We start from the raw sequence: 23,221 nt of genomic DNA, 5'->3' as shown, positions 1-23,221 counted from the left end.
AAGGCGCGGCCGGGCCGGGCCCTACGACGCAGAGAGCGCCCGGGCCGCGAGCACTGCCGTGGGGTCCGCGGAGATCGCGTCGAGTGCGACCGCCATCGCGGCGAACTGCTGGATGCGGCCTCCTGCCGTCGAGACCCGCAGATCCGGCGCCCCGCCCACGAGACGGGTCTCCCGGGTCGCCCTGATCAGCGCCGACAGGTACCGCCGATGGTCGGTGAAGGCCTGACCGCACAGGACGACGGCATCGGGCCGGGTGATGGAGGACAACAGGCCCACCAGCCGGCCCAGGACCGTGGCGCGCTCGACGAGGATCGCTTCCGCCACCGCGTCCCGGCGGGCGCGCACGGCGAGTTCGGCCACCGATCCCACCTCTATTCCGTGGCGACCCGCAGCCCGGACCAGCCCGGAGTCGCCGACCACGTCCAGCAGGCCGCCGCCGCGGTCGTCGAGCAGCTCGGTGGCTCCGACGGGCAGGTGCGTCAGATCGGGGGAGCCCGCCCGCGGCTGGTGGACGACGCCATCGATCACGAGCGCGGAACCCAGGCTCTCGCGTGCATAGACCACCAGCGTGGTGCCCTCGTGGGTCTCGTGCCCCACCAGCAGCTCGGTCGCGGCCATGGCCTCGACGTGCGGCGCCACCGAGAACGGCACCCCGATCCGGTCGGCGAACAGGTCGGTGACGGGCACGTCCTCCCATCCGAGCAGGTCGTGGTCGATCCGCCCCGCCCCGGTGATCCGGGCGGCGGTGGCGATCCCACCCCGGACCAGCCGGCGGTCGCGGTAACCGTCCAGAAGTCGGAACGCGACCGCGGTCAGATCGTCGGCGATCCGCGCCGGTTCACGGCCGGGCGTGCCGATCGCGTACTCGGACAGGATGCGGCACGCGAGGTCGCACACCGCCACCACGCTGCGATGTAAGCCGATGTGCACGGCGACGGTCACCGGACCGGACGGGTCGATCTCCACCGGGATGCTCGGGCGTCCGACCGATCCGTCGTGCATGAGTTCGGGACGCTCTTGGATGACACCCGCGGCCATCAGCGCGGAGGTCGCGCGTCCGACGGTCGCCACGGACAGCCCGGTCGTCGCTGCGATCTCGGGCCGGGAGACGGGCCCCCGGAACCGGATCGCCCGCATGACCCGCGCCGAGCTGATGTCGGAGAGGCGCAGGTCGGCCACGGGGGACTGGGTGGGCATGGCGGTGACAGTAACACAGACAATAGACAGATCGGTCTGGTGCGGTTAAGGGTTTCGTCCGCGGTGACCTTAACGCTGGGCTTCCGGAGTAGGCCGGTCCCACGATGAGTCGGTCCGACACCGAGCCCGACCCTGAGGAGCCATCCGTGACCACCCGTCCGATCGAACCCGCCACCGCGAACGAGGAACTGCGCTTTCACTGGTTCCTGCCCACGTACGGCGATTCGCGAAACCTCGTGGCCGGAGGCCACGGCACGTTCATGTCGGGCGACCGGCCCGCCACCCTGCCGTACCTGCGGCAGATCGTGGCCGCGGCCGAACACAACGGGTTCGAGTCGCTACTCACGCCCACCGGCGCGTGGTGCGAAGACGCATTTCTGACCACGGCGTTGCTCGCCGAGTCCAGCGAGCGCATCAAATTCCTCGTGGCGTTGCGGCCCGGTCTGATGAGCCCCACCCTCGCCGCGCAGATGGCCACGACCTTCCAGCGGCAGACCCACGGCCGGCTGCTGCTCAACGTGGTCACCGGCGGAGAGTCCCGTGAGCAGCGCGGCTACGGGGACTTCCTCGACAAGGAGGGCCGCTACGCCCGGGCGGACGAGTTCCTGGAGATCGTGCGCGGGCTGTGGTCCTCGCCGGAGCCGCTGTCCTTCACGGGTGACCACCTCGCCGTCGTCGACTCCGTCCTGGGGCGCCGCCCCGACTCCGCGCCGTCGATCTTCTTCGGCGGTTCCTCCGCGGCCGGGATCCGCGTGGCAGCTCGCCACGCGGACACCTACCTGACCTGGGGCGAGCCCCCGGCCGCCGTCGCGGAGAAACTCGACCGCGTCCGGGTGGCCGCCGCCGCGAACGGGCGGAAGCCGTCCTTCGGCATCCGGCTCCACGTGATCTCCCGCGACACCTCGGAGCAGGCGTGGGCCGAGGCCGAGCGACTCCTGCGGGGGATCGACCCGGCAGACGTCGAGCGCGTGCAGGCGTCCCTGGGGGCCAGTGAATCGGAGGGGCAGCGCCGGATGCTCGACCTCCACGGGGGCCGGGCCGACTCGCTGGAGATCGCGCCGAACCTCTGGGCCGGCGTGGGCCTGGTCCGCGGAGGCGCGGGCACGGCGCTCGTGGGATCGCACGAGGAGGTGGCCGACCGGATCGCCGAGTACGCCGAGCTGGGTCTGAGCCACTTCGTGTTCTCCGGGTACCCGCACCTGGAGGAGGCCTTCACCTTCGGCGAGGGGGTGCTCCCGGTTCTCGCGCGGCGCGGCCTGTGGACTTCGCCGCACGCCGCTGTCGGCTCCGGCCAGCACCCCGGCGCCGTGCCGTTCGCCGAACCCGGCGCCGACAGTGCGGCCCCGGCCACCGCGTCGGCCCGCCCGGTCGCGCACACCCGAGAGCCCGCCCGTGTCGGCGGCTGATGCACTGGAGAGGAGACTGATCGTGACCACAACCGTACGTTCACACCCCGCCGCGGCACCGCCACCCGCCCCGCTCGACGCCCCGGGCGCGGCAACGCCCGCGACCACACCCACTGGCACTCGGCCGGGCCCGGCCACGAACGGGCCCGCGCCGCGCGGCGCCGGGAGAAGACCACGACGACGACAACGACGCCGCGGTCTCAGCTGGCTGCGGTGGCTCAGCCCGCTCGTCCTGATCGTGATCTGGCAGGTGGCCGCGGCCACCGGGGTGCTGCCTGAACGGACGTTGCCGGCGCCCCAGCTCATCGCCGAATCCGCGGTCGAACTCCTGGCCTCCGGTGAGATCGTGGACGCCCTGGCCGTGTCGAGTCTCCGTGTCCTGCAGGGCTTCACCCTGGGAGCGGTCGCGGGACTCGTGCTGGGAGTCCTGGTGGGCACGTCCCGGTACGCGGACGCGATACTCGACCCACCACTGCAGATGCTCCGAGCACTGCCCCACCTGGGACTGATCCCGCTGTTCATCCTGTGGTTCGGTATCGGTGAGGCGCCCAAGGTGCTGCTCATCGCGCTGGGTGTGGTGTTCCCCATCTACCTCAACACCGCCTCGGGGCTGCGCCAGGTCGACCCGAAGCTACTCGATATGGCCACCGTGTTCGGCCTGTCACAACGACAGCGGCTGACCGAGGTGATCCTGCCGTCCATCGCGCCGCAGGTGCTGGTGGGCGTACGGCAGTCGCTGGCGATTGCCTGGCTCACGCTCATCGTGGCCGAGCAGCTCAACGCCACCACCGGCCTGGGATACCTCATCATGAACGCCCGCGACTTCTTCCGGATCGACGTGATCATCGTGGGTCTGGTCGTGTACGCCCTGCTGGGGATCGCCACCGACGCCCTCGTCCGTGCCGCCGAGGCCCGGGCGTTGCGGCACTACCGCTGACGACCGCCCACACTTCCCTGGAGGACATCCATGCCCACTACTCTCACCCCGGCCGGGGCCCTGCACGATGTCACCCGGCAGTTCGACGGCACCACCGTTCTCGACGGGCTCGACCTGGAGATCCCGCGCGGGCAGATCGTCGCGCTCCTGGGCCACAGCGGGAGCGGTAAGTCGACCGCGTTGCGGATCCTGGCCGGGCTCGACCACGACCACGGCGGCACCGCCCACATCGACGGGGCTCCCGCCGTGGTGTTCCAGGACGCCCGCCTGCTGCCGTGGCGCACCGTCGCCGCCAACGTGCGCCACGGGCTCAACCGGGTCGACGTGGGGCGCGCCGAGAAGTCCGCCCGGGTATCGCAGATGCTCGACGAGGTGGGGCTGGCCGGCCGGGAGGACGCGTACCCGGGCGAGCTGTCCGGCGGGCAGGCCCAGCGCACGTCGCTGGCCCGCGCTCTCGTCGCCGAGCCCTCTCTGCTGTTGCTCGACGAACCCTTCGGCGCACTCGACGCACTCACGCGGCGCACCATGCACGACCTGCTACTGCGGCTGTGGCGTCACCACGGATTGGGGATCCTGCTGGTCACGCACGACATCGACGAGGCGATCGCGCTGGCCGACAGGGTACTCGTGCTGGAGCACGGCGCCGTGGCGCACACCGAGACGATCGACCGGCCCCGCGACGGCGGGCGCATCGGTCACCACCGACGATCACTTCTCGACGCCCTGGGCGTCGACCACTCAGACGAGGACTATTCGATATGACCACCACCGTTTCCGACATCCGTAGGCGACACTCGATACTGATCGCACTCCTCACGCTGGCGGCGGTCGTGATGATCGCTGGCGCGGGGTGCGCCAGCCGGGAATCGCAGGCCCAGGCGCCCGTCCCGGACCGGGTGGACCCGGCGGAGCTGTCCGACCTCGTGCTGCGGGTGGGGGACCAGAAGGGTGGCACGGAGGCGCTGCTGACCGCGTCAGGGCAGCTCGACGACCTGCCGTACCGGGTGGAGTTCTCCACCTTCACCTCCGGACCGCCGCAGATCGAGGCGCTCAACGCCGGGCAGATCGACGTGGCTGTCACCGGGAACACCCCGCCCGTGTTCGGGGCCGCGGCCGGGGCGCGCGCGTCCGTCGTGTCCGCCTACGCCAACGACGGGGAGGGCGACCAGATCCTCGTCCCGGCCGACTCGGACGTGCAGTCCGTGGCGGACCTGGTCGGCCGGAAGGTGTTGGTGGCCAAGGGCACCTCCGCCCACGGCCACCTGCTGCTGCAGCTCCGTAAGGCCGGGGTCGACCCGGAGGACGTGGAGCTGGTGTACCTCCAGCCCGCCGAAGCGGGGTCGGCGTTTTCCCGCGGCGACGGCGACGCGTGGGCCATCTGGGACCCGTACACCGCCATCACCCAGACCACCTCTGATGCCCGCACCCTCACCACCGCGGCCGGGACGACCAACGGGTTCGGGTTCGGCGTGGCGTCTAACGAGGCCCTGGCGGACCCGCGCCGGCAGACCGCGATCGCCGACCTGCTGGTCCGGATCGCCGAGGCCGGGACGTGGGCGGCGGAGGATCCGGCCGGGTGGGCGGACTACTACGGAGACGCCGTGGGCATCTCACCGGAGGCGGCCGAACTCTCGCAGGGCCGAAGTAGCCGGGTGCCGGTCGCGCTGGCGGACACGATCGCCAGCGAACAGGAACTGGCCGACGCGTTCAGCGAGGACGGGCAGATCGACGCTGTGGACGTGTCCGAGTTGGCGGACGACCGCTTTGCCGACGACCTGGCGCCCGTGGTGGGCCCACTGCCCTGAACTGAGCCGGGCTGACCAGGTCAGGCGGCGACCCGGTCCCAGAGGGTCGCGATCGCCGCCCAGCCGACCATGCCGACGGTGGAGTAGAGCAGCGCCCAGAGCACACACCCCACGGTCACGGCCGGCAGGTAGCGGCGTAGCGGCATGACGGTGAATCCGGCGCTGAAATTGATCGCTGTCTGGATGCCGACCGTCAGGAACGACAGTGGCACCGCGACCACGCCGTAGCGAGCGGAGAGCCGCTGGGCGCGCTTCATGGTCGGCCCGTCGAGGCGACGGGCGAGCCTGTCGCTGAGCCGACCCCCGCTCAGCGCGCCCCGGCCCAGCCAATAGGTGGCGTTGGCCCGCAACATCACGATCAGGAACAGGGTGCCGAAGGCCAGGGCGAACGGCAGTTCGGCGATCCGGTCCATGGGAGGGTAGCGGGGCGGGGTGCGGTCAGGTCACGTCAGGTCTGGTCAGCCGGCGGGCTTGACGTTCATGACCACGTCGAACTCCAGCAGGTTCGCGCCGTCGGCGACAGGCTTGCCGTGCTGACCTGCGTGGGCCGCGCGGGCGTCGCCGTCGCGCCACGCCTCGAACGACGCGTCGTCCTCCCACGTCGTCACCACGAAGTAGCGGGTCTCCCCGCCGGTCGGGCGCAGCAGCTGGAACCCGAGGAAGCCCGGGGAGTTCTCGACGGTGTGCGCGCGCTCGGAGAACCGGCGCTCGAGCTCGGCACCGGCCTGCGGCGGGACGTTGAGGGCATTGATCTTCACGACGGTCATGTAGGGCAGCCTACGCTTACCGGCGGACGAGCCGTAGGCGGTGGCCTGACCGCGACGTGTGATCTCGTCGTGGTCGTATCGCGGGCGGCGCCTCAGGTCGGTAGTGAGTAGCGGCCCTCGACCCGCACCACGAGCCCGTCGTCGACAAGCGAGGCCAACGCCCGCGCACGTTGCACCTCGTCCGGCCACACCAGGTCGAGCCGCGCGGCGGTCGCGGTGCCGTCGCCGTCGCGCAGTACGTCGAGCAGCATGCCGCGGACCTGACGGTCGGTCCCGGCGTACGTCTGGGCCTTCCGCCTGGGCCCGTCCCAGGCGGGCTTCCCGGCGGCCACCCACGCGCACGAGGAGGCGAGCGGGCAGGCGTCGCAGTCGGGGGAGCGGGCGGTGCACACGAGGGCGCCCAGTTCCATGACCGCGACGGAGAAGGCCACGGCGTCCTCACGCCGCGCGGGCAACAACGACTCGACGGCGGCGAGGTCGCGACGGTTCGACGGCGGGCCCGCCTCGGCGAGCCCGTTGACGGCGCGCGCCACGACGCGCCGCACGTTGGTGTCCACCACGGGGACGGCCTGGCCGTGCGCGAAGCAGGCGACGGCGCGCGCCGTGTAGTCGCCGACGCCCGGCAGGGAGAGCAGGTCGTCGACGTCGGTGGGAACCTCGCCCCCGAATGTGTCGACGACGACGACAGCGCACTCCCGCAGTCGCAACGCACGGCGCGGATAGCCGAGTTTGCCCCACATGCGGATCACGTCCGCGGGGGCGGCGGCGGCGAGTTCGGCCGGGCCCGGCCACCGCGCCAGCCAGTCGCGCCAGACCGGCTCCACCCGGGCGACGGGCGTCTGTTGACTCATCACCTCACACAGCAGGATCTCCCAGGCGCTCACGCCGTCCTCGCGCCACGGCAGGGCGCGGCCGGCGCCGGAGAACCAGGAGATCAGGGCAGGGGTGTCGATGTCGTGGGCTGCGGTGGAGGTCACTGAGGGTCCTTCTGGGAAGCGAGTGCACAATATGAGCCATGCCTCATACCAACCCGATCAGCGCCTGGGCCTCGCTCCGCGACGGCAATCATCGATTCGTCAACGGCGAGATGCGTCATCCCAGCCAGAATACCCAGCGGCGTGAGGACCTGGTCGCCGCGCAGCAACCCAAGGCCGTGTTGTTCGGCTGTTCGGACTCGCGGGTGGCGGCAGAGATCATCTTCGACCAGGGGCTGGGCGATATGTTCGTCATCCGCACGGCGGGCCACATCATCGACACCGCGGTCCTGGGGTCGATCGAGTACGCCGTGCACCTGCTGGAGACGCCGCTGATCGTGGTGCTGGGGCACGACAGCTGCGGCGGCGTGGCCGCGGCGGTCGAGGCGCTCAAGACCGGCGAGATCCCGCCAGGGTTCCTGCGGGACGTGGTCGAGAAGGTCTCCCCGTCGATCCTCAACGGCCGTCGCGAGGGCCTCACGACGACCGACGACCTCGAGGCGCGGCACATTCTGGAGACCGGTGAGCTGCTGGAGCAGCGGTCCAAGATCATCTCGGAGCGGGTGGCCGCCGGCAAGCTCGCGATCGTGGGCGTGACGTACAAGCTCAACGACGGGCGAGCGTATCTGCGCAGCGTGATCGGCGACGTCGAGGACGTCCCGCACGGTCCCGGCGAGGAGATGGTCGCGGTCTGAGGGACACGCCGCGCCGCAGGTCGGGTGGGCGCGGGCTCGGATCTAGAGTTGGGCTCGTGCAAGAACCTCAGGGCCCCCTACCGCGCGAAGTCTATGTCCGCCGTCGTGTCGCGGCGGTCGTCGTCGCGGTCGTCGTCGTCCTGGCGGTGGTGGTGGCGCTCTTCCTGGCCTCCCGCGACACCGGGACGGACACCCAGGCGACGGCCGACGGCGGGGACCCGGATACGTCGGAGGCCGCAGAGACCACCGAGACCTCGACCACCGAGCCCACCGAGAGCGACAAGCCCGACGACGGCGGCGCGTCCCGCGGTCGTTGCGCTGACGAGGACCTGCGCCTGGACGTGTGGCCCGCCGGGCCGAACGTGCCGGTCGGCGAGGAGGTCCGCTTTTTCGTCAACGTCCTCAACACGTCCGAGACGACGTGCGACCGCGACCTGTCCGAGGCGCCGCTCTCGTTCGAGGTCTATCGGCTCGACGACAACACCAAGGTCTGGTCCAGCATCGACTGCACGACGCCCCGCGACGAGGACGAGGTCGAACTGCGCCCGAACGAGCCGGAGCCGCGCCAGATCGACTGGTCGGGCCGCCGTTCCGCCGAGGGCGCCTGTGCCGAGTCCGACCGCACGCCGGTCGAGGTGGGTTCCTACCAGGTGTACGCGCTGGTCGGGAACGTCTTCAGCCCGGCCGCGACGTTCAACGTGGTCGACGCGCCCGAGGCCTGACGTCTGAGACCTGACGCTCGCGTCTGACGTCGGTCAGCCGGTGACGAGGCCGGTGAGCCGCTGCCGGACGTGCCGCGCCCACAGGGAGCCGACGCCCTCGACATCGGCGAAGTCCGCCTGCTCGGCCGCCAGCAGCGCCGTCACCGAGCCGAACCGCTCCACGAGTGCCGCGATCTGCACCGGCCGCAGCCGGGGGATATGGGCGAGCATCCGGTAGCCGCGCGCCGAGACCTGGTCGTCCAGGTCCTCGGGCTCGGCCGGTAGCCCGAGGCAGCGCGCGACGGGGCCGGGTAGCAGCAGATCCGCGTCGGAGAGCACGGTGAGCCGCTCCAGGCCCGTCTCGACCTGCTCGGCAGTGGGCAGGGCCGGGGAATCCGCATCGGCGGGATCCATGCCGGTCTGGTCCACCACCAGGTAGTCGGCGACGAGGCCCCAGAGCTCATCCGGGGTGTCCGAGAGCAGCTCCTCGAGCTGCAGTGTGGTCTGACGCCCGTACTCGCCCATCTCGACGGTCAGCTCGGCGAGCTCGGTCCCCAGTCGCTCCAGGCGAAGCAGGCGCTGGGCCATGGTGATCACGTCACGCACGGCCGCGTACCCGCCGATCTCCGCGCGATCGAGTCGGGCCCGGGCGCGGGCGGTGCGGGCGCCGTGACGCTCCATCGTGGCGACGGTCTGGTCGGCGCGGGCGAGCAGCACGACGGGATCGGCCAACACGCGGGCCTGCCCTGCGGCGTACACGGTCACCGTGGTCATGGATGCCGACACGGCGACCGCGGGGACACCGGTGTGCCGGGCGGTCCGCTCCGCGGCGCGGTGACGGGTGCCCGTCTCCACTGCGGGCAGCGAGGGATCGGGCACCAGATGGACGTTGGCGCGGGTGATCCTCGTGCCGTCCGTGGACAGGACCACGGCGCCGTCCATCTTGCTCAGCTCGCGCAGGCGGGCCGGGGTGAACGGGACGTCGAGATCGACCCCGCCGTCACAGATGGACTGGACCGCGGGATCGTCCCCGAGTACGACGAGGCCGCCGGTTCCGCTACGCCGGATCCGGTCGAGCGCGTCGCGCAGCGGCGTGCCCGGGGCGAGGCGGCGGAGAACGCCGCGGACCTCGGCGTCGACGGGCGAGCCGTCAGCCGAGCGGGCGGACAGGGCGGACGTCTCAGTGCCCCTCGGACGGGGCGGCGGTCTCGGCCGGGCGGGTGTACTCGCCGATCTCGAGGTGCTCGGCCATCACGGCCGCGTCCAGCTCGATCCGCTCGCCGTTGCTGAAGGAGACGGTGGCGGGGACCGAGGTGCCGATGTGCAGCTCCTCGCCTCCGGGCAGCATCGCCGTGGCGTGCTCGAGGCAGACGTCGGCGGCTGGCGGCATGGGCGCCGCGTCCGGGCTGGCGTCGAAGACGATCGAGCAGCCACGCTCCATCGGCCGGGTGTCGCCGAGCTGTACCGGCATGCCGTCGACCTCGGCCGACTCGATGCCGATCGGGTCCTCCATGCCGTAGCCGGTGTACGAGGCCGCGAAGCCGACACGGGCCTCGCCGCCGTCCTGCGGGATGAGCACCTGGAAGTCGTTCACGGACAGATCGCCGGCCGAGCCACGGCCGCCGTCGACCGCGGCGACCTGGTTGGCGGTCTGCGACACCTGGCCGGATCCGCAGGCCGACGCCCCGAGGGCGGCGCCCACGGCCAGGACTACGAGCGCGGTGCGGCGCAGGCCGGTGTTCGGTGAAGTCACGTCAGGCTCCTCGGGGAATGGTCGTCTCTCAGGCCGGTCTCATCGTAGTCCACGGCCCCGCGCCATCGGTGCCGGAGTGGCCCCCCCGGGGGCGCCGGAATGCCTGGACAGGTCCGGCACGGTGCTGACCTGCGCAAACGGAAAACACCGAGGCTGAGGGCGTGCTAACATAGGTCAGTCGAAAGGGGAAAGCCACTCATGGAGTTCAAGGTCGGCGACACCGTCGTCTACCCGCATCACGGCGCCGCGACCATTCAGGCGATCGAGATGCGGACGGTCAAGGGCACCGAGAAGGAATACCTCGTCCTCAAGGTTTCGCAGGGCGATCTCACGGTCAAGGTCCCGGCCGAGAACGCCGAGTACGTCGGAGTGCGCGACGTGGTGGACCAGGCGGGCCTCGACAAGGTCTTCGAGGTCCTGCGCACCGAGCACGCGGAGGAGCCCACCAACTGGTCCCGCCGCTACAAGGCGAACGGCGAGAAGCTCGCCTCGGGCGATGTGAACAAGGTCGCCGAGGTCGTACGTGACCTCTGGCGCCGCGATCTCGACCGTGGACTGTCCGCGGGCGAGAAGCGCATGCTGGCCAAGGCCCGCCAGGTGCTCGTCGGTGAGCTCGCGCTCGCCGAGCGCGCGGACGAGGATCGCGCGGACGCGCTCCTCGAAGAGGTGCTGGGCTCAGCAGCGCCCGCGTCCGCGTAATGCGGCACACCACCAGGTGACGCACCACGAATCGACCGGCCACCCCGCCCCTACGAGCAGGGTGGCCGCGGTCGTCCCCGCCGCCGGATCCGGCGTCCGTCTCGGCGCCGGCATCCCCAAGGCCTTCGTCGAGCTCGGGGGCCGGACCATGCTCGAACGGTCCGTGGCAGGGCTGCTCGACTCGGGCGTCGTGGACGATGTGGTGGCCGTGGTGCCGGACGATCGCGTGGAGGAGGCGGAGTCACTGCTGGCTCCGCTGCGGGTGGGCCGCCACGTCGTCGTCGTCACCACGGGCGGAGCCGAGCGCACCGACTCGGTGCGTAACGGCCTCGCGGCCCTGACCACCGCCCACGACGCGGCGACCGGCGCGGCGGTCTACGACGTCCTGCTCGTCCACGACGCGGCGCGGTGCCTCACCCCCGCCGGGTCGATCCGGCGCGTGGTCGAGGCGGTGCGCGCAGGCGAGGCCGCGGTGGTGCCCGTCCTCCCGGTCGTCGACACCGTCAAACAGGTCGACGCCGCGGGCCACGTCGTGGGCACCCCCGACCGCTCCGCGCTGCGCGCCGTCCAGACCCCGCAGGGCTTCGCGCCCGACGTGCTCCTCGTCGCCTACGACGCGGCCGGGGACGTGGCCACCGACGACGCGGGGTTGGTCGAGCGGCTCGGCCGGCGCGTCGCCACCGTCCGGGGTGCGGCGCTCGCGTTCAAGATCACCACCGCGGACGACCGCGCGCTCGCCGAATTCCACCTGCGGTCCCGACCGACCGCACAGTCCCAGGAGGACCCGTGACCGGACCCGTCATCCCCCGCGTGGGGATCGGCACCGACGCCCACCGCGTCGAGCCGGGCAAGCCCTGCATGATGGCCTGCCTGCACTTTCCCGACGACCACGGGTGCGAGGGCCACTCGGACGGCGACGTCGTGGCGCACTCGCTCGTCGACGCCCTGCTGTCCGCCGCGGGACTCGGCGACCTCGGCACCCTGGTCGGGACCGGGAGGCCCGAGTACGACGACGTCTCCGGGGAGCAGCTCCTTCGCGAGGCCGTTCGGGAACTCGGCAGGCACGGCTGGGCGATCGGCAACGGGGCCGTGCAGATGGTCGGCAACCGGCCCAAGATGGGGCCGCGGCGGGTCGAGGCCGAGGAGCGGCTGTCGGAGATCATCGGGGCGCCGGTGTCCGTCTCGGCCACCACGACCGACGGCATGGGGTACACCGGCCGCGGCGAGGGCGTCTCCGCCGTGGCCACCGCGCTGGTCTACCGGGCCTGAACTACCCCACACCCCGCGCGACGACGCGGGCGTACGGCGCGGCCACCGGTAGACTCGGCCACCGTGACACTCCATCTGTATGACACCGCCACCCGCTCCCTGAGGGAGTTCGCCCCCGTCCGGGAAGGGCACGCGTCTGTCTACCTCTGTGGAGCCACCCCGCAGTCCGCCCCGCACATCGGGCACGTGCGCTCCGGCGTCGCGTTCGACATCCTCCGTCGCTGGCTGCTGGCCGCGGGCTATGACGTGGCGTTCGTGCGCAATGTCACCGACATCGACGACAAGATCCTGACCAAGGCGGCCGAGAACGGTCGCCCCTGGTGGGAATGGGCCGCCACGCACGAGCGCGAGTTCACCCGCGCCTACGACGCGCTGGGCGTGCTGCCGCCGTCGACCGAGCCGCGGGCGACCGGGCACATGACCCAGATGATCGAGTACATGGAGCGGCTCATCGAGCGCGGCTACGCGTACCCGGCCGAGGGGTCGGTCTACTTCGACGTGGCCGCCTGGTCGGCCGCGCCGGAGGGCGACTACGGGCACCTGTCCGGACACAAGCTCGACGAGGTGGACCAGGGGGAGTCCGCGGACCTGCGCGGTAAGCGCGACCCGCGCGATTTCGCCCTGTGGAAGGCGGCCAAGGACGGCGAGCCCAGCTGGCCCACCCCGTGGGGCGACGGCCGGCCCGGCTGGCACCTCGAGTGCTCGGCCATGGCCACCTGGTACCTCGGCGGCACCTTCGACATCCACGGCGGCGGCCTGGACCTGCAGTTCCCGCACCACGAGAACGAGGCCGCACAGTCCCACGCCGCCGGTGACGGCTTCGCGCGGTACTGGCTGCACAACGGCTGGGTCACCATGGCCGGCGAGAAGATGAGCAAGTCGCTGGGCAACGTGCTCAGCGTGCCCAACATCCTCGAGCACGTCCGGCCGGTCGAGCTGCGCTACTACCTGGGCAGCGCCCACTACCGCTCGATGCTCGAGTACTCGCCCGAGGCCCTGCAGGAGGCGGCGGCCGGCTACCGGCGCATCGAGGCGTTCGTAGGGCGGGTGGTCGAGGCCGTCAGTTCGGACGCGGGGCCGTCCGTCGCCCCGGATGCCGCGGTGCCCGTCGGGACGTGGACCGAGGGGTTCGCCGCCGCGATGAACGACGACCTGGGGGTGCCGGCCGCGCTGGCCGAGATCCACGGGCAGGTCCGGGCGGGCAACACCGCGCTGGCGGCCGGCGACATGGAGGCGGCGTTGGCCGCCGCCTCGTCCGTGCGGGCGATGGCAGGTGTGCTGGGCGTGGATCCACTCGACGCCCGGTGGGTTGCCGCCGGTGGGGGCGACGACGACACGGCCGTCGCGCTGGATCTTCTCGTACAGGCCGAGTTGGCCGCACGGCAGCAGGCTCGGGCGGACAAGGACTTCGCCACCTCGGACGCCATTCGTGACCGGCTGGTCGCGGCGGGCATCGACGTGGCCGACACTGCGGACGGCCAGAAGTGGTCGCTCGCCAACCGGAAGGACTGATATGGCGGGCAACTCGAGCCGGCGCGGAGCGATCCGCAAGAGCGGCACGAAGAAGGGGCAGGTCGTCGGTTCCGGCGGCCAGCGTCGTCGTGGACTGGAGGCGCGTGGCGCCACCCCCAAGGCGGAGGACCGGACCTATCACGCGGCCCACCGCCGGGCGAAGTCTGCGGACCGCAAGGCGCAGGGCGCGCAGCAGCGTCGCCAGTACGCCCAGAAGAAGGCCGACGGGCCCGAGCTCGTGGTGGGCCGCAACCCGGTCGTGGAGTGCCTGCGGGCCGGGGTCCCGGCGACCGCGCTGTTCGTGGCCGTGGGCGCGGACAACGACGAGCGGCTCACCGAGGCCGTGCGTTTCGCCGCCGACAACGGGATCTCGATCCTGGAGGTGCCGCGCGTCGATCTGGACCGCATGACGTCCAACGGCATGCATCAGGGGATCGGGCTGCAGGTTCCGCCGTACGAGTACGCGGACCCGAACGACCTCATCCAGAGCGCCATGCACTCGTCGCAGCCGGCGCTGCTGGTGGCGCTCGACAACATCACGGACACGCGGAACCTCGGCGCCGTCATCCGCTCGGTCGCGGCGTTCGGCGGCCACGGCGTCCTGATCCCCGAGCGTCGCAGTGCCTCCATCACCGCGGTGGCGTGGCGGACCTCGGCCGGCGCGGCGGCACGCCTGCCCGTCGCCCGCGCCACCAACCTCAACCGCACGCTGCTGGACTGGGCCAAGTCCGGCGCCCAGCTCGTCGGGCTCGACGCCGGTGGCGACGTGTCGTTGGACGACTACGACGGCACCGGCCCCACGGTCATTGTGGTGGGATCCGAGGGCAAGGGCCTGTCCCGGCTGGTACGCGAGAACTGCGACTCCATCCTGTCGATCCCGATCGCCTCGAAGGTGGAGAGCCTCAACGCCTCGGTCGCGGCGGGCGTGGTGCTGTCGGAGTTCGCGCGTCAGCGGCGCGTCAAGGGCTGACGAGGGTTTCCGGCCCGCTCCACGCGTCGAGTGGTCGCAGAGCCGGGTTTTTGCTCGTGCGGTCTTGGGAGTTCGTGAGGCGGTGTGACCTATCGGCGAAGGTGGGGCGGCCGCGGTAGAGGGGTCGGTCAGGCGCGGGGTCGGCGGGGTGACCGGCAGCGATCAAAGGTCGCTCGTGCGTACTCCCACGTCTCCTCGCCGTAGTACAGGTGGCCGGCGAGCATATAGAGACCGGCCAGCCGCTGGTAGGTCCACGCCCGATCGAGGAACTCAGGATCCACGCGACCGACGTAGCGCGCCAGGACGTCCTCCACGAAGCGCGGGCCGTATTCGTACAGCTCCGCGAAGTCGATGGCCGGGTCTCCGATGCACATATCGGTGAAGTCGATCAGGCCGAGCTGGCCTGGTGAGCCGGCCTCGGCCTCGGTTCCGCCAGCACGGCCGCGCTGCCAGTACAGGTGGCGGGCGTAGATGTCGTAGTGCAAAAACACCCGGGGCAGCAGGGTGGACTGCAGCCCGGCCACCTCGTCGCAGATCTCGCGGGCCGTGCGCATCTCGTCCGGTGTGAGCACGTCGGGCATGTTGTTCTCCACGATCCCGCGCACGAAGTCCAGGTTCTCGGGCTGGTACGACGGCGCGACCAGATCCATCGGTGGCGCCGAGGTGTCCTGGATGTGCAGCGCAGACAGCAGAGAACCCAGCTGCGTGGCGATGTTCGTCTGCTCGGTGAAGGGCAGGCTGTGCAGTAGGCCCGCGGTGAGGCGTTCCCCGTGGACCATCGGGTAGCCGGCGAACGGGATGAGGCCCTCGTCCGGCCGCGCGCTCGCAGGCACATGCGTGTAGCGGGGGAGCGCCGCCTCGATCCGGGGCGCCAGGTGCTCGAGCACCGCGATCTCGGTGGGCAGCTGCGCGAGCGCCTGCTCGTCGGAGGGGAAGCGGAACACCAGATCGGCGTACCCGAGGGCGTCCTCGCCGGAGCAGCCGCGGCAGAGGATCACCACGTGGTCCCAGCCCTCGTCGGTGCGGCTGACCGACTCCCAGTGCAGCGACGGGTAGGCCATGCGGATCGCGTGGAGTTCTGCCCCGGCTTCAGCGCCGGCCGCGGCGTCGTCGGCGTCGGGTCCGGCGCCAGCGTCGGGCTCGGGCTCGGGCTCGGAGGCGGTGTCCATCATCGTCCAGACGTTAGTAGCGACAAGCGCGGACGCCGTGCTTCCTCTCGGCATGGCGGGCTGACCTGGTCCGACCCGGCGTCGCGAAGAGGGTTTCGCACAGTGCCTCTCGGGCGATGTGGGCGAAAGGCTCTTCGCGACGAAAGGCGGCGGCGCTGTGGAGTGCTGTGAGGCGGGCGCGGCACGGGGCGGGGGCGTCAGCGACGCAGGGCGGCCACGACCCGACAGGCCAGGTAGATCACGAACGAGATCGTGGTGACGAAGACCGAGACCGGCACGCCGGGCGCCAGCGAGAGCAGCATCCCGCCGACCGCGGCGATCTCGGCGAACAGGATCGTCAGCCCGATCGCCTTGGCCGGGCTGGAGGTGACAGCAGCGGCCGCGGCGGCCGGGGTGATGAGCAGCGAGAGCACCAGCAGCGCACCGACGACCTGTACGGCCTGCGCGGCGGCGAGCCCCACGAGCACGGCGAAGACCATGTTGATAGCCCGCACCGGCACGCCGCGGGCCTCGGCCACCTCCGGGTCGGCGGAGGAGAACACGAGCGGCCGGTACAGGGCCACGAGCGCGGCGCAGATGATCGCCGCGACGATCGCCATCTGCAGCAGGCCGTTCTCGGACACCCCCACGATCTGCCCGGTGAGCAGGGCGAAGGCGGTTCCGGATCGGCCGGGGTAGAGGTGGATGAACAGCACGGCCAGGCCCAGTCCGAACGCCAGCACCACGCCGATCGACGAGTCGCGCTGGGAGGCCCGCGATCCCATGAGTCCGAACATCAGGGCGGCGATCACCGACCCGACGATCGCGCCGAACCCCAGGTTGAGGCCGAACAGCAGCGCGGCGGCGGCACCGGTCAACGCCAACTCGCTGGCACCGTGCACGGAGAACGACATCTGTCGCATCACGATGAACGGCCCGATCGCCCCGGCGAGCAACCCGAGCAGCGCGATGGCGGCGAGGCCGAGCAGGACGAAATCCTGCTGCAGCAGGTAGGCGGTGACCTCGGTGTCGGCGATGGACCCGAAGATCTCGAGCAAGCGGTCCATCAGTGCGCTCCGTGTCCGTGGTCGACGTCGTCATGATGGTGGTGCCCGGTCGACCAGGGCTCGGCCACCAGGTGCTGCGTGTCGCCCACCACGACGATCTGCCCGCGCACCCGCAGCACCTCGACGGGCGAGGAGTACAGGTCGGACATGACCTCGGAGGTGAACACCTCGTCGGGCGTGCCGATGCGGTGCCGGCCGTCGACGATGTAGAGCACGCGGTCGACCATCGGCAGCACCGGGTTGATCTCGTGGGTCACGAAGACGATCGCGGTGTCGTCGTCGCGACGCCGGTGATCGAGCACGGAGGCGACGGTGCGCTGGCCGGTGAGGTCGAGGCTGAGAAGCGGCTCGTCGCACAGCATGACGCACGGGTCGCACGCGATGGCCTGGGCCACGCGCACGCGCTGCTGCTCGCCGCCGGACATCCGGCCGAGCGGCTTGTCTGCGAGCTTTCCGGCCTCGAGCCGGGCCAGCGAGTCCTCGACGATCCGCTTCTTCTCCCCGCGTCGGCTGGGCCATCCGGGGCCCCAGCGGGTGCCGTCGATCCCCAGGCTGACCAGGTCGCGGCCGCGCAGGGTGATGCCGGGGTCGAACGCGCGCTGCTGCGGCACGTAGCCGAGGTGGGTGCCGCGATCACCGGGCGCCCGGCCGTCCACGACGACACGGCCGGCGTCGGGGGCGAGCTCGCCGAGCAGCACCTTGAGCAGGGTGGACTTGCCGGCGCCGTTGGGTCCGAGGACGGCCACGAACTCGCCGGGCTGGATCTGCAGGTCGAGGTCGCGGATGAGGGTCCGGCCGCCGCGCGAGATGGTCACGCCGTCGAGCGAGACCACCGGGCCGGGCCCGGGGATGCCGCGCTCGTGGTCAGTGCCCACCGTCGCCCTCCGGCGTGGCGTCGGAGAGTGCGCGGGTCAGGTCGTCGACGATGTCGCGCATCCAGGTGAGATAGTCCGCGCCGTCGGGGAGGGTCTCGGTGAGATCGACGACGACGACACCGGCCTCCACCGCGGCGTCACGCACCCGGGCCGTGACGGCCGTCTCGGTCTGCGAGTTGAACGCCAGGAACGCGACCTCCCGCTTGTGGAGCAGGTCGATCAGGCCGGCGAGGTCGGCGGCCGCCGGGTCCGTGTCGTCCTCGACGGAGGAGAGGAACCCGGCCGGCGTCAGGTCCACCATGTGTGCGTAGTCGAACAGATGCGCGCCGATGCGCTCGGTCTGGGCGTAGGTGAAGTGCCCGCGGTCGTGGATCTCGTCGAGCTGCGCACGGAGCGGGCTCAGCTCCCCGCCGAAGTCCCGGGCGTTGGCCCGGTACTCCTCGGCGTGCTCGGGGTCGAGTTCGGAGAGCTGCTCGGCTACCCGCTCGGCCACGGCGGCCGTGGTGGGCAGGCTGAACCAGACGTGCTCGTTGGTCTCCGAATCGTGCGAGTGGCCGTGGTCGTCGGCGGCATTGTCGGCGGGGATGTCGTCGTCGTGCGCGTGGTCGTGACCGGCGTGACCCGCGTCGTCGCCGTGATCGTGGGAGTGCTCCGGCGCGGCCTCGCCGGTGACCCGGGAGTACTCGTCGACGGCCCGCACCACCGGGACATCCCCGGCGTTGGCCAGGGCGAGGTCCACGAACGAGTCGTAGCCGCCGCCGTTGTAGACCACGAGGTCGGCCGTGGCGACCCGGGCGGCGTCGGCGGGGCCGGCCTCGTAGGAGTGGGGGTCGGCGGCGGGGTCGGAGATCACGGACTCGACCTCCGCGTTGCCGCCGGCGACCTGCCGGGCGATGTCCGCGTAGACGGTCGTCGACGCCACCACGGACGGACCGTCGCCGTCGGCGGGCCCCGTGCCCGAGGCGCCGCCGCAGGCGGTCAGCGCGCCGGCGCCGACCAGAGCGGTGGCGAGCACGGCCAGGGTCCGGGACAGGCCGGCGCGGCGGGGCTGGCGGGAGGCCGGGCGGGAGGTCGACACGGGCACCACTCCTCGGGGTGAAGGCGAACGGTAATGGGAACCGTTGTCGGTAAGTGTACGACCGCGCCTGCGCAGGGCGACAACCCCGGGGGTGCTCCCGCCGCATGTGCCGCGCCCGCCCGCCTCCGGGTGTCCGGAATCGCCGCCCATTGGATGTCTCGCCACCCACGGGATTCGGCAGGTGGCGCGACATCCGATGGGTGGCGCTGCGGACCGGCGGGGTCAGCCGCGGAGGTCGGCCAGGGTTTCCAGCAGGCGCACGACGGCGGGGATGTCCTCCACTCGGTGGCCGGCCGCGGTCTCGCCCGGACCGACCTTGATCCCCACGTCCTGCGGGCGCAGTCGCGCGAAGCCGCGCTCGTCGGTGACGTCGTCGCCGATGAAGATCGTCACGTCGGCGCCGGCCTGCTCGGTGAGCCGCTCGAGTGCCGCCCCCTTGCTCGCCTCGCGGACCGCGATCTCCACGACGTTCTTGCCCTCGGTCACGAACACCCCGCCGGCAGCGGCGGGCCCGGCCAGCGCCCGGGCCGTCGCCTGCTCGCGTGCGGCCGGATCCTCGACCGGCCGGACATGCAGCACGGCGGCGGTCGGCTTGGATTCGACGTGCGCCCCGGGGGCGTCGGAGGCGATCTCCGTGAGTTCGGCGTGGATGCGGGCCAGGAGGGCGTTGTCGTCGTCGTCGAGTGGGGCGTCGAACCCGCCCTCCCACTCCGAACCGTGGCTGCCCACCAGCACCACCGGGGCGCCCGCGCCGCTCACCTCGGCCAGCGCGGCGCGGTTGCGGCCCGACAGGAGGGCGACCGTCGTGCCGGGCAGTTCCGCGAGTCGCGCGAGGACGTCGAGCGCGCCGGGGGCGGCGAAGGCGCTCATGGGCTCGTCGGCGAAGGGGGCGAGGGTGCCGTCGTAGTCGCACGCCACGACGAGGGCGGATGCGGCGGCGGCGCGGCGCAGTGCCTCGGCCAGGGCCGGGGTGAGGTCCGGCTCGGTGGGCTCTGGGGTGGAGGCGGTGTGGTCGGCGGCGCTCATGGCTCCAGCGTAGAAGATGTCCTTGACGGGGCGCGGACCGAATGTACGATTGTCGACAATCCGACGAAAGGTGGCCTGATGACCGCGTCTCTCACCGCACTGCAGCTCGCCGAGAAGTTCCGACGCGGCGAGCTGTCGCCCGTCGACGCGGCGCGCGACGCGCTGGCCGCGATCGAGCGGGTCGACGGCCGGCTGAACGCGATCTGCCACACCGACCCCGAGGAGACGCTCCGGCAGGCACGCGCGGCGGAGCGGCGCTACCGCGACGGCGCCGCGATCGGCCCCATCGACGGCGTCCCCACCACCATCAAGGACATCTTCTACACCCGTGGAGTGCCGACGCTGCGCGGCTCCCACCTGCTGGCCGACAAGCCCGGCGCGGACGACCCCGCCTCCTGGCCCGACGACGCCCCCGTCACCGCCGCGACCCACGAGGCCGGCTGCGTGGTGATCGGCAAGACCACCACACCCGAGTTCGCGTGGAAGGGCGTCACCGACAACACCCTGACCGGCATCACCCGCAACCCCTACGACCCGGCGCTCACCCCGGGCGGCTCGAGCGGCGGCGCCTCGGCCGCGGTCGCCGCGGGGCTCGGGCAGCTCGCGCTGGGGACCGACGGCGGCGGATCGGTGCGGATACCGGCCGCGTTCTGCGGCATCGTCGCCCTCAAGCCCACCTACGGCGTCATCCCCATGTTCCCGTCGAGCCCGTTCGGCACGCTGGCCCACGCCGGGCCGATGACGCGCACCGTCGCGGACACGGCCGCGTTCATGGACGCGCTCCTGCGCCCCGATCCACGCGACTGGTCCGCGGTGCCCGCCCGCGCCACCACGCCCACCACCGGTGGATACCTCGCCGCCGCCACCGACGGCGCCCGCGGCGACCGGCCGCTCGAGGGGCTGCGCGTCGCCTACAGCGCGACCCTGGGATTCGGGAGGAACGACGACGACGTCGAGCGTGAGGTCGCGCGGGCCGTGGGCGTACTCGAGGCGCTCGGCGCGCGCGTCGACACGGTGGATCCCGGGATCACCGACCCCGTCGACGCGTTCCACGTCCTGTGGTTCGCCGGGCTCGCGGCGGTGCTCGCGCCGCACGGCCCGGGGGCGGTCGAGCGAGTGGACCCGTCGATGCGGGAGGCGCTCGGCCGCTACCACGACTTCTCGGCCGCCGACTACCTCGACGCGGTCGCGATCCGGATGGCGTTGGGCGCCCGGCTGGCCGACTTCCACCAGAACTACGACCTGCTGGTCACGCCCACCACGCCGATCCCCGCGTTCGCCGCGGGCTCGGACGTCCCGCCGGGCTGGCACAGCCCCGACTGGACCTCGTGGACGCCCTACACCTACCCCTTCAACATGACCCAGCAGCCGGCGCTGTCCGTGCCGTGCGGGCTCACCGATTCCGGGCTGCCGGTCGGGGTGCAGCTGATCGGGGCCCGGTTCGACGACCTGCTCGTGATCCGCGCCGGGGCGGCGCTCGAGGCCGCGCTCGGTCAGGTGGTCCCGGCACCGCCCGTCCACGCCGACGCGCAGCTGGGGCCTGGGGGCGCCACGGCATGAACGAACCGGATCATCTCGCCGGGCTCGACCCGGTGGTGCAGGAGTCGACCCCCGCGATCATCGCGCGGGGGCTGCGCCGAGCGATCTCCGACGGCAGCTTCGCCCCCGGCGACCAGCTGGGGGAGGCCGCGCTGGCGCGCACCCTCGGGGTGAGCCGGGGCCCGCTGCGGGAAGCGATGCAGCGGCTCACCCAGGAGGGACTGCTGGTCTCGCACCGCAACCGCGGGCTGTTCGTCGCCGACCTCACCCCCGAGGCCGTGGCCGACATGTACCTGCTCCGCACGACCATCGAGACGGCGGCGCTCCAGCGCGTCCTCGAATCGGGGGCGGGTGCCCGGACCGCCGACGAGCTGGACTCCGCCGTGGACGCGATGGCGGCGCTGGCAGAAGAGCCCCGCTCGGCCGCGATGGTGGCCGCGGATCTCGACTTCCATCACGCGTTGGTCGAGGCCGCGCGCAGCCCGCGATTGTCCCGGGTCCACGAGACGGTGCTGGTGGAGACGAGCATGTGTCTGCACGCCATGAGCGCCACGTATTCGGACGCCGATTCGCGGTTATCGGAGCATCGCGCGATCGCGGAGGCGGTCCGGGCGGGGGATGCCGCGCGTGCCACATCGCTGCTGGTGGAGCACATGCACGACGGACTCGCCCGGGTCCGGGCGGCCGGCCCGGCGACCTGACCCCGGCGGGTCGGCCGAAGATCGGAGATGGTGAGGCTGAGGCGGTTGGGGTTTACGGTTGTGTCGGGAGCCACAAGTGACCCGTGATAAGTTCGGAATCAGCTAAGAGAGCATCGGGCGTGAGCCCACGTTCCGGTGAGACGTGAAGGTCGGACCGCGGGAGGGCCCGCGGTGCGATCGCGACCGGAAGGCTGACAAGACAATGGCACCCTCGATGTTGAGAAGTCCCGCACGAACCCGTGCGATGGGCGCGATCGCCGCGACCGCGGCGGCCGTCCTGGCGCTGTCCGGCTGCACCTCCACCTCGACGGATGAGGACGGCAGTCTCCTCGAGCGGCTGCAGGATCAGGGAACGGTGACGGTGGGCTTCGCGGGTGAGGCCCCGTACTCCTTCGAGGAGAACGGCGAGCTGACCGGTGCCACCGTGGCGCTGCACCGCGAGATCTTCGGCAACCTGGGGATCGACACCGTCGAGGGCCAGAACGCCGACTTCGGCGCCCTCATCCCCGGCCTGCAGGCCAACCGCTTCGACGTGGTGAGTGCGGGCATGTCGATCCTGCCCGAGCGCTGTGAGCAGGCCGCGTTCTCCGAGCCCGAGTTCAACTACACGACCGCGCTGATGGTGCCCGAGGGCAACCCGATGGGGCTGACGGACCTGCAGTCCGTGCTCGACAGCGGCGCTCGCCTGAGCACCATGACCGGCGCGATCGAGTCCGACTACGCCGCCCAGATGGGTATCGACAACACGCAGGTCGCCACCCCGCAGGACGGCATGGACGCCGTCACCTCCGGCCGCGCGGACGTGTTCGCGCTGACCGCCATCTCGCTGAACTGGATGGCGAACAACAACCCCGACGCCCCGGTCGAGGTGACCGAGTCGTTCGTCGCCGAGATCGACGGCGTGCCGCAGGTCGGCGCGGGTGGCACGGTGTTCCGCACCGACGACCAGGAGCTGCTCGACGCGTACAACGAGGAGCTCGCCAAGATCACCTCGGACCCCGAGAAGTACCTGGAGATCGTGGGCGAGTACGGGTTCACGGCCGAGGAGCTCCCGGATCCGGAGCTGACGACCGCGGACCTCTGCGCAGGGGCGTGATCCCGA

General features: G+C 71.8%; 24 protein-coding genes and 1 pseudogene. 14 read left to right on the top strand and 11 right to left on the bottom strand.

What is annotated here, in order from left to right; genetic code table 11:
- Positions 1-21: 21 nt before the first annotated feature.
- Complete coding sequence (locus tag ACWGLC_RS09565; RefSeq protein ID WP_452099664.1) at positions 22-1,197, bottom strand: ROK family transcriptional regulator; 1,176 nt, start codon at positions 1,195-1,197, stop codon at positions 22-24.
- A gap of 146 nt (positions 1,198-1,343) precedes the next feature.
- On the opposite strand from ACWGLC_RS09565, the gene ACWGLC_RS09560 reads away from it, so the two are divergent.
- The 4 genes from ACWGLC_RS09560 to ACWGLC_RS09545 are packed head-to-tail and all read left to right on the top strand — an operon-like array spanning position 1,344 to position 5,345.
- The gene (locus ACWGLC_RS09560) at positions 1,344-2,603 is read left to right on the top strand and encodes an LLM class flavin-dependent oxidoreductase (protein ID WP_452099663.1); all 1,260 of its coding nucleotides are present in this window, start codon (positions 1,344-1,346) and stop codon (positions 2,601-2,603) included.
- Between the two features lie 22 nt (positions 2,604-2,625).
- The gene (locus ACWGLC_RS09555; RefSeq protein ID WP_452099662.1) at positions 2,626-3,540 is read left to right on the top strand and encodes an ABC transporter permease; all 915 of its coding nucleotides are present in this window, start codon (positions 2,626-2,628) and stop codon (positions 3,538-3,540) included.
- Between the two features lie 30 nt (positions 3,541-3,570).
- A complete protein-coding gene (locus ACWGLC_RS09550) occupies positions 3,571-4,302 on the top strand; it encodes an ABC transporter ATP-binding protein (RefSeq protein ID WP_452099660.1) in 732 nt (243 codons plus the stop codon).
- Positions 4,299-5,345, top strand: a complete 1,047-nt coding sequence (locus ACWGLC_RS09545) for an ABC transporter substrate-binding protein (RefSeq protein ID WP_452099659.1) — start codon at positions 4,299-4,301, stop codon at positions 5,343-5,345. Before ACWGLC_RS09550 ends, ACWGLC_RS09545 begins: the two co-directional genes overlap by 4 nt.
- A 20-nt stretch (positions 5,346-5,365) precedes the next feature.
- Here ACWGLC_RS09545 and ACWGLC_RS09540 read toward each other — a convergent pair whose 3' ends face one another.
- The 3 genes from ACWGLC_RS09540 to ACWGLC_RS09530 form a co-directional block, all read right to left on the bottom strand.
- Positions 5,366-5,758: a DedA family protein gene (locus ACWGLC_RS09540; protein WP_452099658.1), complete on the bottom strand. Its 393-nt coding sequence runs from the start codon at positions 5,756-5,758 to the stop codon at positions 5,366-5,368.
- Positions 5,759-5,803: 45 nt separating this feature from the next.
- A complete protein-coding gene (locus tag ACWGLC_RS09535) occupies positions 5,804-6,112 on the bottom strand; it encodes an antibiotic biosynthesis monooxygenase family protein (protein ID WP_452099657.1) in 309 nt (102 codons plus the stop codon).
- 92 nt (positions 6,113-6,204) lie between these two features.
- Entirely contained in the window at positions 6,205-7,089 is an 885-nt protein-coding gene (locus tag ACWGLC_RS09530) for an A/G-specific adenine glycosylase (RefSeq protein ID WP_452099656.1), read from the bottom strand.
- Positions 7,090-7,127: 38 nt separating this feature from the next.
- Here ACWGLC_RS09530 and ACWGLC_RS09525 point away from each other — a divergent pair, with 38 nt between their 5' ends.
- Complete coding sequence (locus tag ACWGLC_RS09525; protein ID WP_452099655.1) at positions 7,128-7,781, top strand: carbonic anhydrase; 654 nt, start codon at positions 7,128-7,130, stop codon at positions 7,779-7,781.
- Positions 7,782-7,837: 56 nt separating this feature from the next.
- Complete coding sequence (locus tag ACWGLC_RS09520; protein WP_230929933.1) at positions 7,838-8,503, top strand: hypothetical protein; 666 nt, start codon at positions 7,838-7,840, stop codon at positions 8,501-8,503.
- 33 nt (positions 8,504-8,536) lie between these two features.
- On the opposite strand, the gene disA is transcribed toward ACWGLC_RS09520, so the two are convergent.
- The gene (disA, locus tag ACWGLC_RS09515) at positions 8,537-9,652 is read right to left on the bottom strand and encodes a DNA integrity scanning diadenylate cyclase DisA (protein WP_452099712.1); all 1,116 of its coding nucleotides are present in this window, start codon (positions 9,650-9,652) and stop codon (positions 8,537-8,539) included.
- 10 nt (positions 9,653-9,662) lie between these two features.
- Positions 9,663-10,235 carry a hypothetical protein gene (locus tag ACWGLC_RS09510; RefSeq protein WP_452099654.1) on the bottom strand — a complete coding sequence of 191 codons (573 nt, stop codon included), beginning with the start codon at positions 10,233-10,235 and terminating at the stop codon, positions 9,663-9,665.
- A 198-nt stretch (positions 10,236-10,433) separates the two neighbouring features.
- Between ACWGLC_RS09510 and ACWGLC_RS09505 the strand changes: the two genes are divergently transcribed.
- The 5 genes from ACWGLC_RS09505 (at position 10,434) to rlmB (ending at position 14,685) form a co-directional block, all read left to right on the top strand.
- Positions 10,434-10,934, top strand: a complete 501-nt coding sequence (locus tag ACWGLC_RS09505; protein ID WP_452099653.1) for a CarD family transcriptional regulator — start codon at positions 10,434-10,436, stop codon at positions 10,932-10,934.
- Between the two features lie 16 nt (positions 10,935-10,950).
- On the top strand, positions 10,951-11,724 hold the full coding sequence (gene ispD / locus ACWGLC_RS09500) for a 2-C-methyl-D-erythritol 4-phosphate cytidylyltransferase (RefSeq protein ID WP_452099652.1): 774 nt from the start codon (positions 10,951-10,953) through the stop codon (positions 11,722-11,724).
- Positions 11,721-12,203, top strand: coding sequence for a 2-C-methyl-D-erythritol 2,4-cyclodiphosphate synthase (gene ispF / locus ACWGLC_RS09495; RefSeq protein WP_452099651.1), 483 nt, complete (start codon positions 11,721-11,723; stop codon positions 12,201-12,203). The genes ispD and ispF overlap by 4 nt, the downstream gene beginning before the upstream one ends.
- A 63-nt stretch (positions 12,204-12,266) precedes the next feature.
- Positions 12,267-13,715, top strand: a complete 1,449-nt coding sequence (gene cysS / locus ACWGLC_RS09490; protein ID WP_452099650.1) for a cysteine--tRNA ligase — start codon at positions 12,267-12,269, stop codon at positions 13,713-13,715.
- Position 13,716: 1 nt separating this feature from the next.
- Complete coding sequence (gene rlmB, locus ACWGLC_RS09485) at positions 13,717-14,685, top strand: 23S rRNA (guanosine(2251)-2'-O)-methyltransferase RlmB (RefSeq protein ID WP_452099649.1); 969 nt, start codon at positions 13,717-13,719, stop codon at positions 14,683-14,685.
- Between the two features lie 128 nt (positions 14,686-14,813).
- Here rlmB and ACWGLC_RS09480 read toward each other — a convergent pair whose 3' ends face one another.
- The 5 genes and pseudogenes from ACWGLC_RS09480 to otsB form a co-directional block, all read right to left on the bottom strand.
- Positions 14,814-15,857: an aminoglycoside phosphotransferase family protein gene (locus ACWGLC_RS09480; protein WP_452099648.1), complete on the bottom strand. Its 1,044-nt coding sequence runs from the start codon at positions 15,855-15,857 to the stop codon at positions 14,814-14,816.
- A gap of 194 nt (positions 15,858-16,051) precedes the next feature.
- Positions 16,052-16,900, bottom strand: a complete 849-nt coding sequence (locus ACWGLC_RS09475; protein WP_230931362.1) for a metal ABC transporter permease — start codon at positions 16,898-16,900, stop codon at positions 16,052-16,054.
- A pseudogene (locus tag ACWGLC_RS09470) lies at positions 16,900-17,670 on the bottom strand (metal ABC transporter ATP-binding protein); the annotation flags it as partial. The pseudogene ACWGLC_RS09470 and the gene ACWGLC_RS09475, both read right to left, overlap by 1 nt.
- Positions 17,671-17,764: 94 nt before the next feature.
- Entirely contained in the window at positions 17,765-18,853 is a 1,089-nt protein-coding gene (locus ACWGLC_RS09465) for a metal ABC transporter solute-binding protein, Zn/Mn family (protein ID WP_452099647.1), read from the bottom strand.
- Positions 18,854-19,075: 222 nt separating this feature from the next.
- Positions 19,076-19,879 carry a trehalose-phosphatase gene (otsB, locus tag ACWGLC_RS09460; RefSeq protein ID WP_452099646.1) on the bottom strand — a complete coding sequence of 268 codons (804 nt, stop codon included), beginning with the start codon at positions 19,877-19,879 and terminating at the stop codon, positions 19,076-19,078.
- Between the two features lie 78 nt (positions 19,880-19,957).
- On the opposite strand from otsB, the gene ACWGLC_RS09455 reads away from it, so the two are divergent.
- The 3 genes from ACWGLC_RS09455 (at position 19,958) to ehuB (ending at position 23,215) form a co-directional block, all read left to right on the top strand.
- Entirely contained in the window at positions 19,958-21,439 is a 1,482-nt protein-coding gene (locus ACWGLC_RS09455; RefSeq protein ID WP_452099645.1) for an amidase, read from the top strand.
- A complete protein-coding gene (locus ACWGLC_RS09450) occupies positions 21,436-22,119 on the top strand; it encodes a GntR family transcriptional regulator (RefSeq protein ID WP_452099644.1) in 684 nt (227 codons plus the stop codon). Before ACWGLC_RS09455 ends, ACWGLC_RS09450 begins: the two co-directional genes overlap by 4 nt.
- Positions 22,120-22,363: 244 nt before the next feature.
- Positions 22,364-23,215 carry an ectoine/hydroxyectoine ABC transporter substrate-binding protein EhuB gene (gene ehuB, locus ACWGLC_RS09445; RefSeq protein ID WP_452099710.1) on the top strand — a complete coding sequence of 284 codons (852 nt, stop codon included), beginning with the start codon at positions 22,364-22,366 and terminating at the stop codon, positions 23,213-23,215.
- Positions 23,216-23,221 lie beyond the last annotated feature (6 nt).

The sequence above is a fragment of the Dietzia sp. NPDC055877 genome (genome assembly GCF_053615975.1).
This window is presented reverse-complemented; position numbering and strand designations above follow the sequence as displayed.

Excerpts from the sequence above, each read along its gene's own strand:
- ACWGLC_RS09565 (WP_452099664.1), bottom strand. The coding sequence starts at position 1,197 with ATGCCCACCCAGTCCCCCGTGGCCGACCTGCGCCTCTCCGACATCAGC.
- ACWGLC_RS09550 (WP_452099660.1), top strand. The coding sequence starts at position 3,571 with ATGCCCACTACTCTCACCCCGGCCGGGGCCCTGCACGATGTCACCCGG.
- ACWGLC_RS09545 (WP_452099659.1), top strand. The coding sequence starts at position 4,299 with ATGACCACCACCGTTTCCGACATCCGTAGGCGACACTCGATACTGATC.
- ACWGLC_RS09540 (WP_452099658.1), bottom strand. The coding sequence starts at position 5,758 with ATGGACCGGATCGCCGAACTGCCGTTCGCCCTGGCCTTCGGCACCCTG.
- ACWGLC_RS09535 (WP_452099657.1), bottom strand. The coding sequence starts at position 6,112 with ATGACCGTCGTGAAGATCAATGCCCTCAACGTCCCGCCGCAGGCCGGT.
- ACWGLC_RS09525 (WP_452099655.1), top strand. The coding sequence starts at position 7,128 with ATGCCTCATACCAACCCGATCAGCGCCTGGGCCTCGCTCCGCGACGGC.
- ACWGLC_RS09505 (WP_452099653.1), top strand. The coding sequence starts at position 10,434 with ATGGAGTTCAAGGTCGGCGACACCGTCGTCTACCCGCATCACGGCGCC.
- rlmB (WP_452099649.1), top strand. The coding sequence starts at position 13,717 with ATGGCGGGCAACTCGAGCCGGCGCGGAGCGATCCGCAAGAGCGGCACG.
- ACWGLC_RS09480 (WP_452099648.1), bottom strand. The coding sequence starts at position 15,857 with ATGATGGACACCGCCTCCGAGCCCGAGCCCGAGCCCGACGCTGGCGCC.
- ACWGLC_RS09475 (WP_230931362.1), bottom strand. The coding sequence starts at position 16,900 with ATGGACCGCTTGCTCGAGATCTTCGGGTCCATCGCCGACACCGAGGTC.
- otsB (WP_452099646.1), bottom strand. The coding sequence starts at position 19,879 with ATGAGCGCCGCCGACCACACCGCCTCCACCCCAGAGCCCACCGAGCCG.
- ACWGLC_RS09455 (WP_452099645.1), top strand. The coding sequence starts at position 19,958 with ATGACCGCGTCTCTCACCGCACTGCAGCTCGCCGAGAAGTTCCGACGC.
- ACWGLC_RS09450 (WP_452099644.1), top strand. The coding sequence starts at position 21,436 with ATGAACGAACCGGATCATCTCGCCGGGCTCGACCCGGTGGTGCAGGAG.
- ehuB (WP_452099710.1), top strand. The coding sequence starts at position 22,364 with ATGGGCGCGATCGCCGCGACCGCGGCGGCCGTCCTGGCGCTGTCCGGC.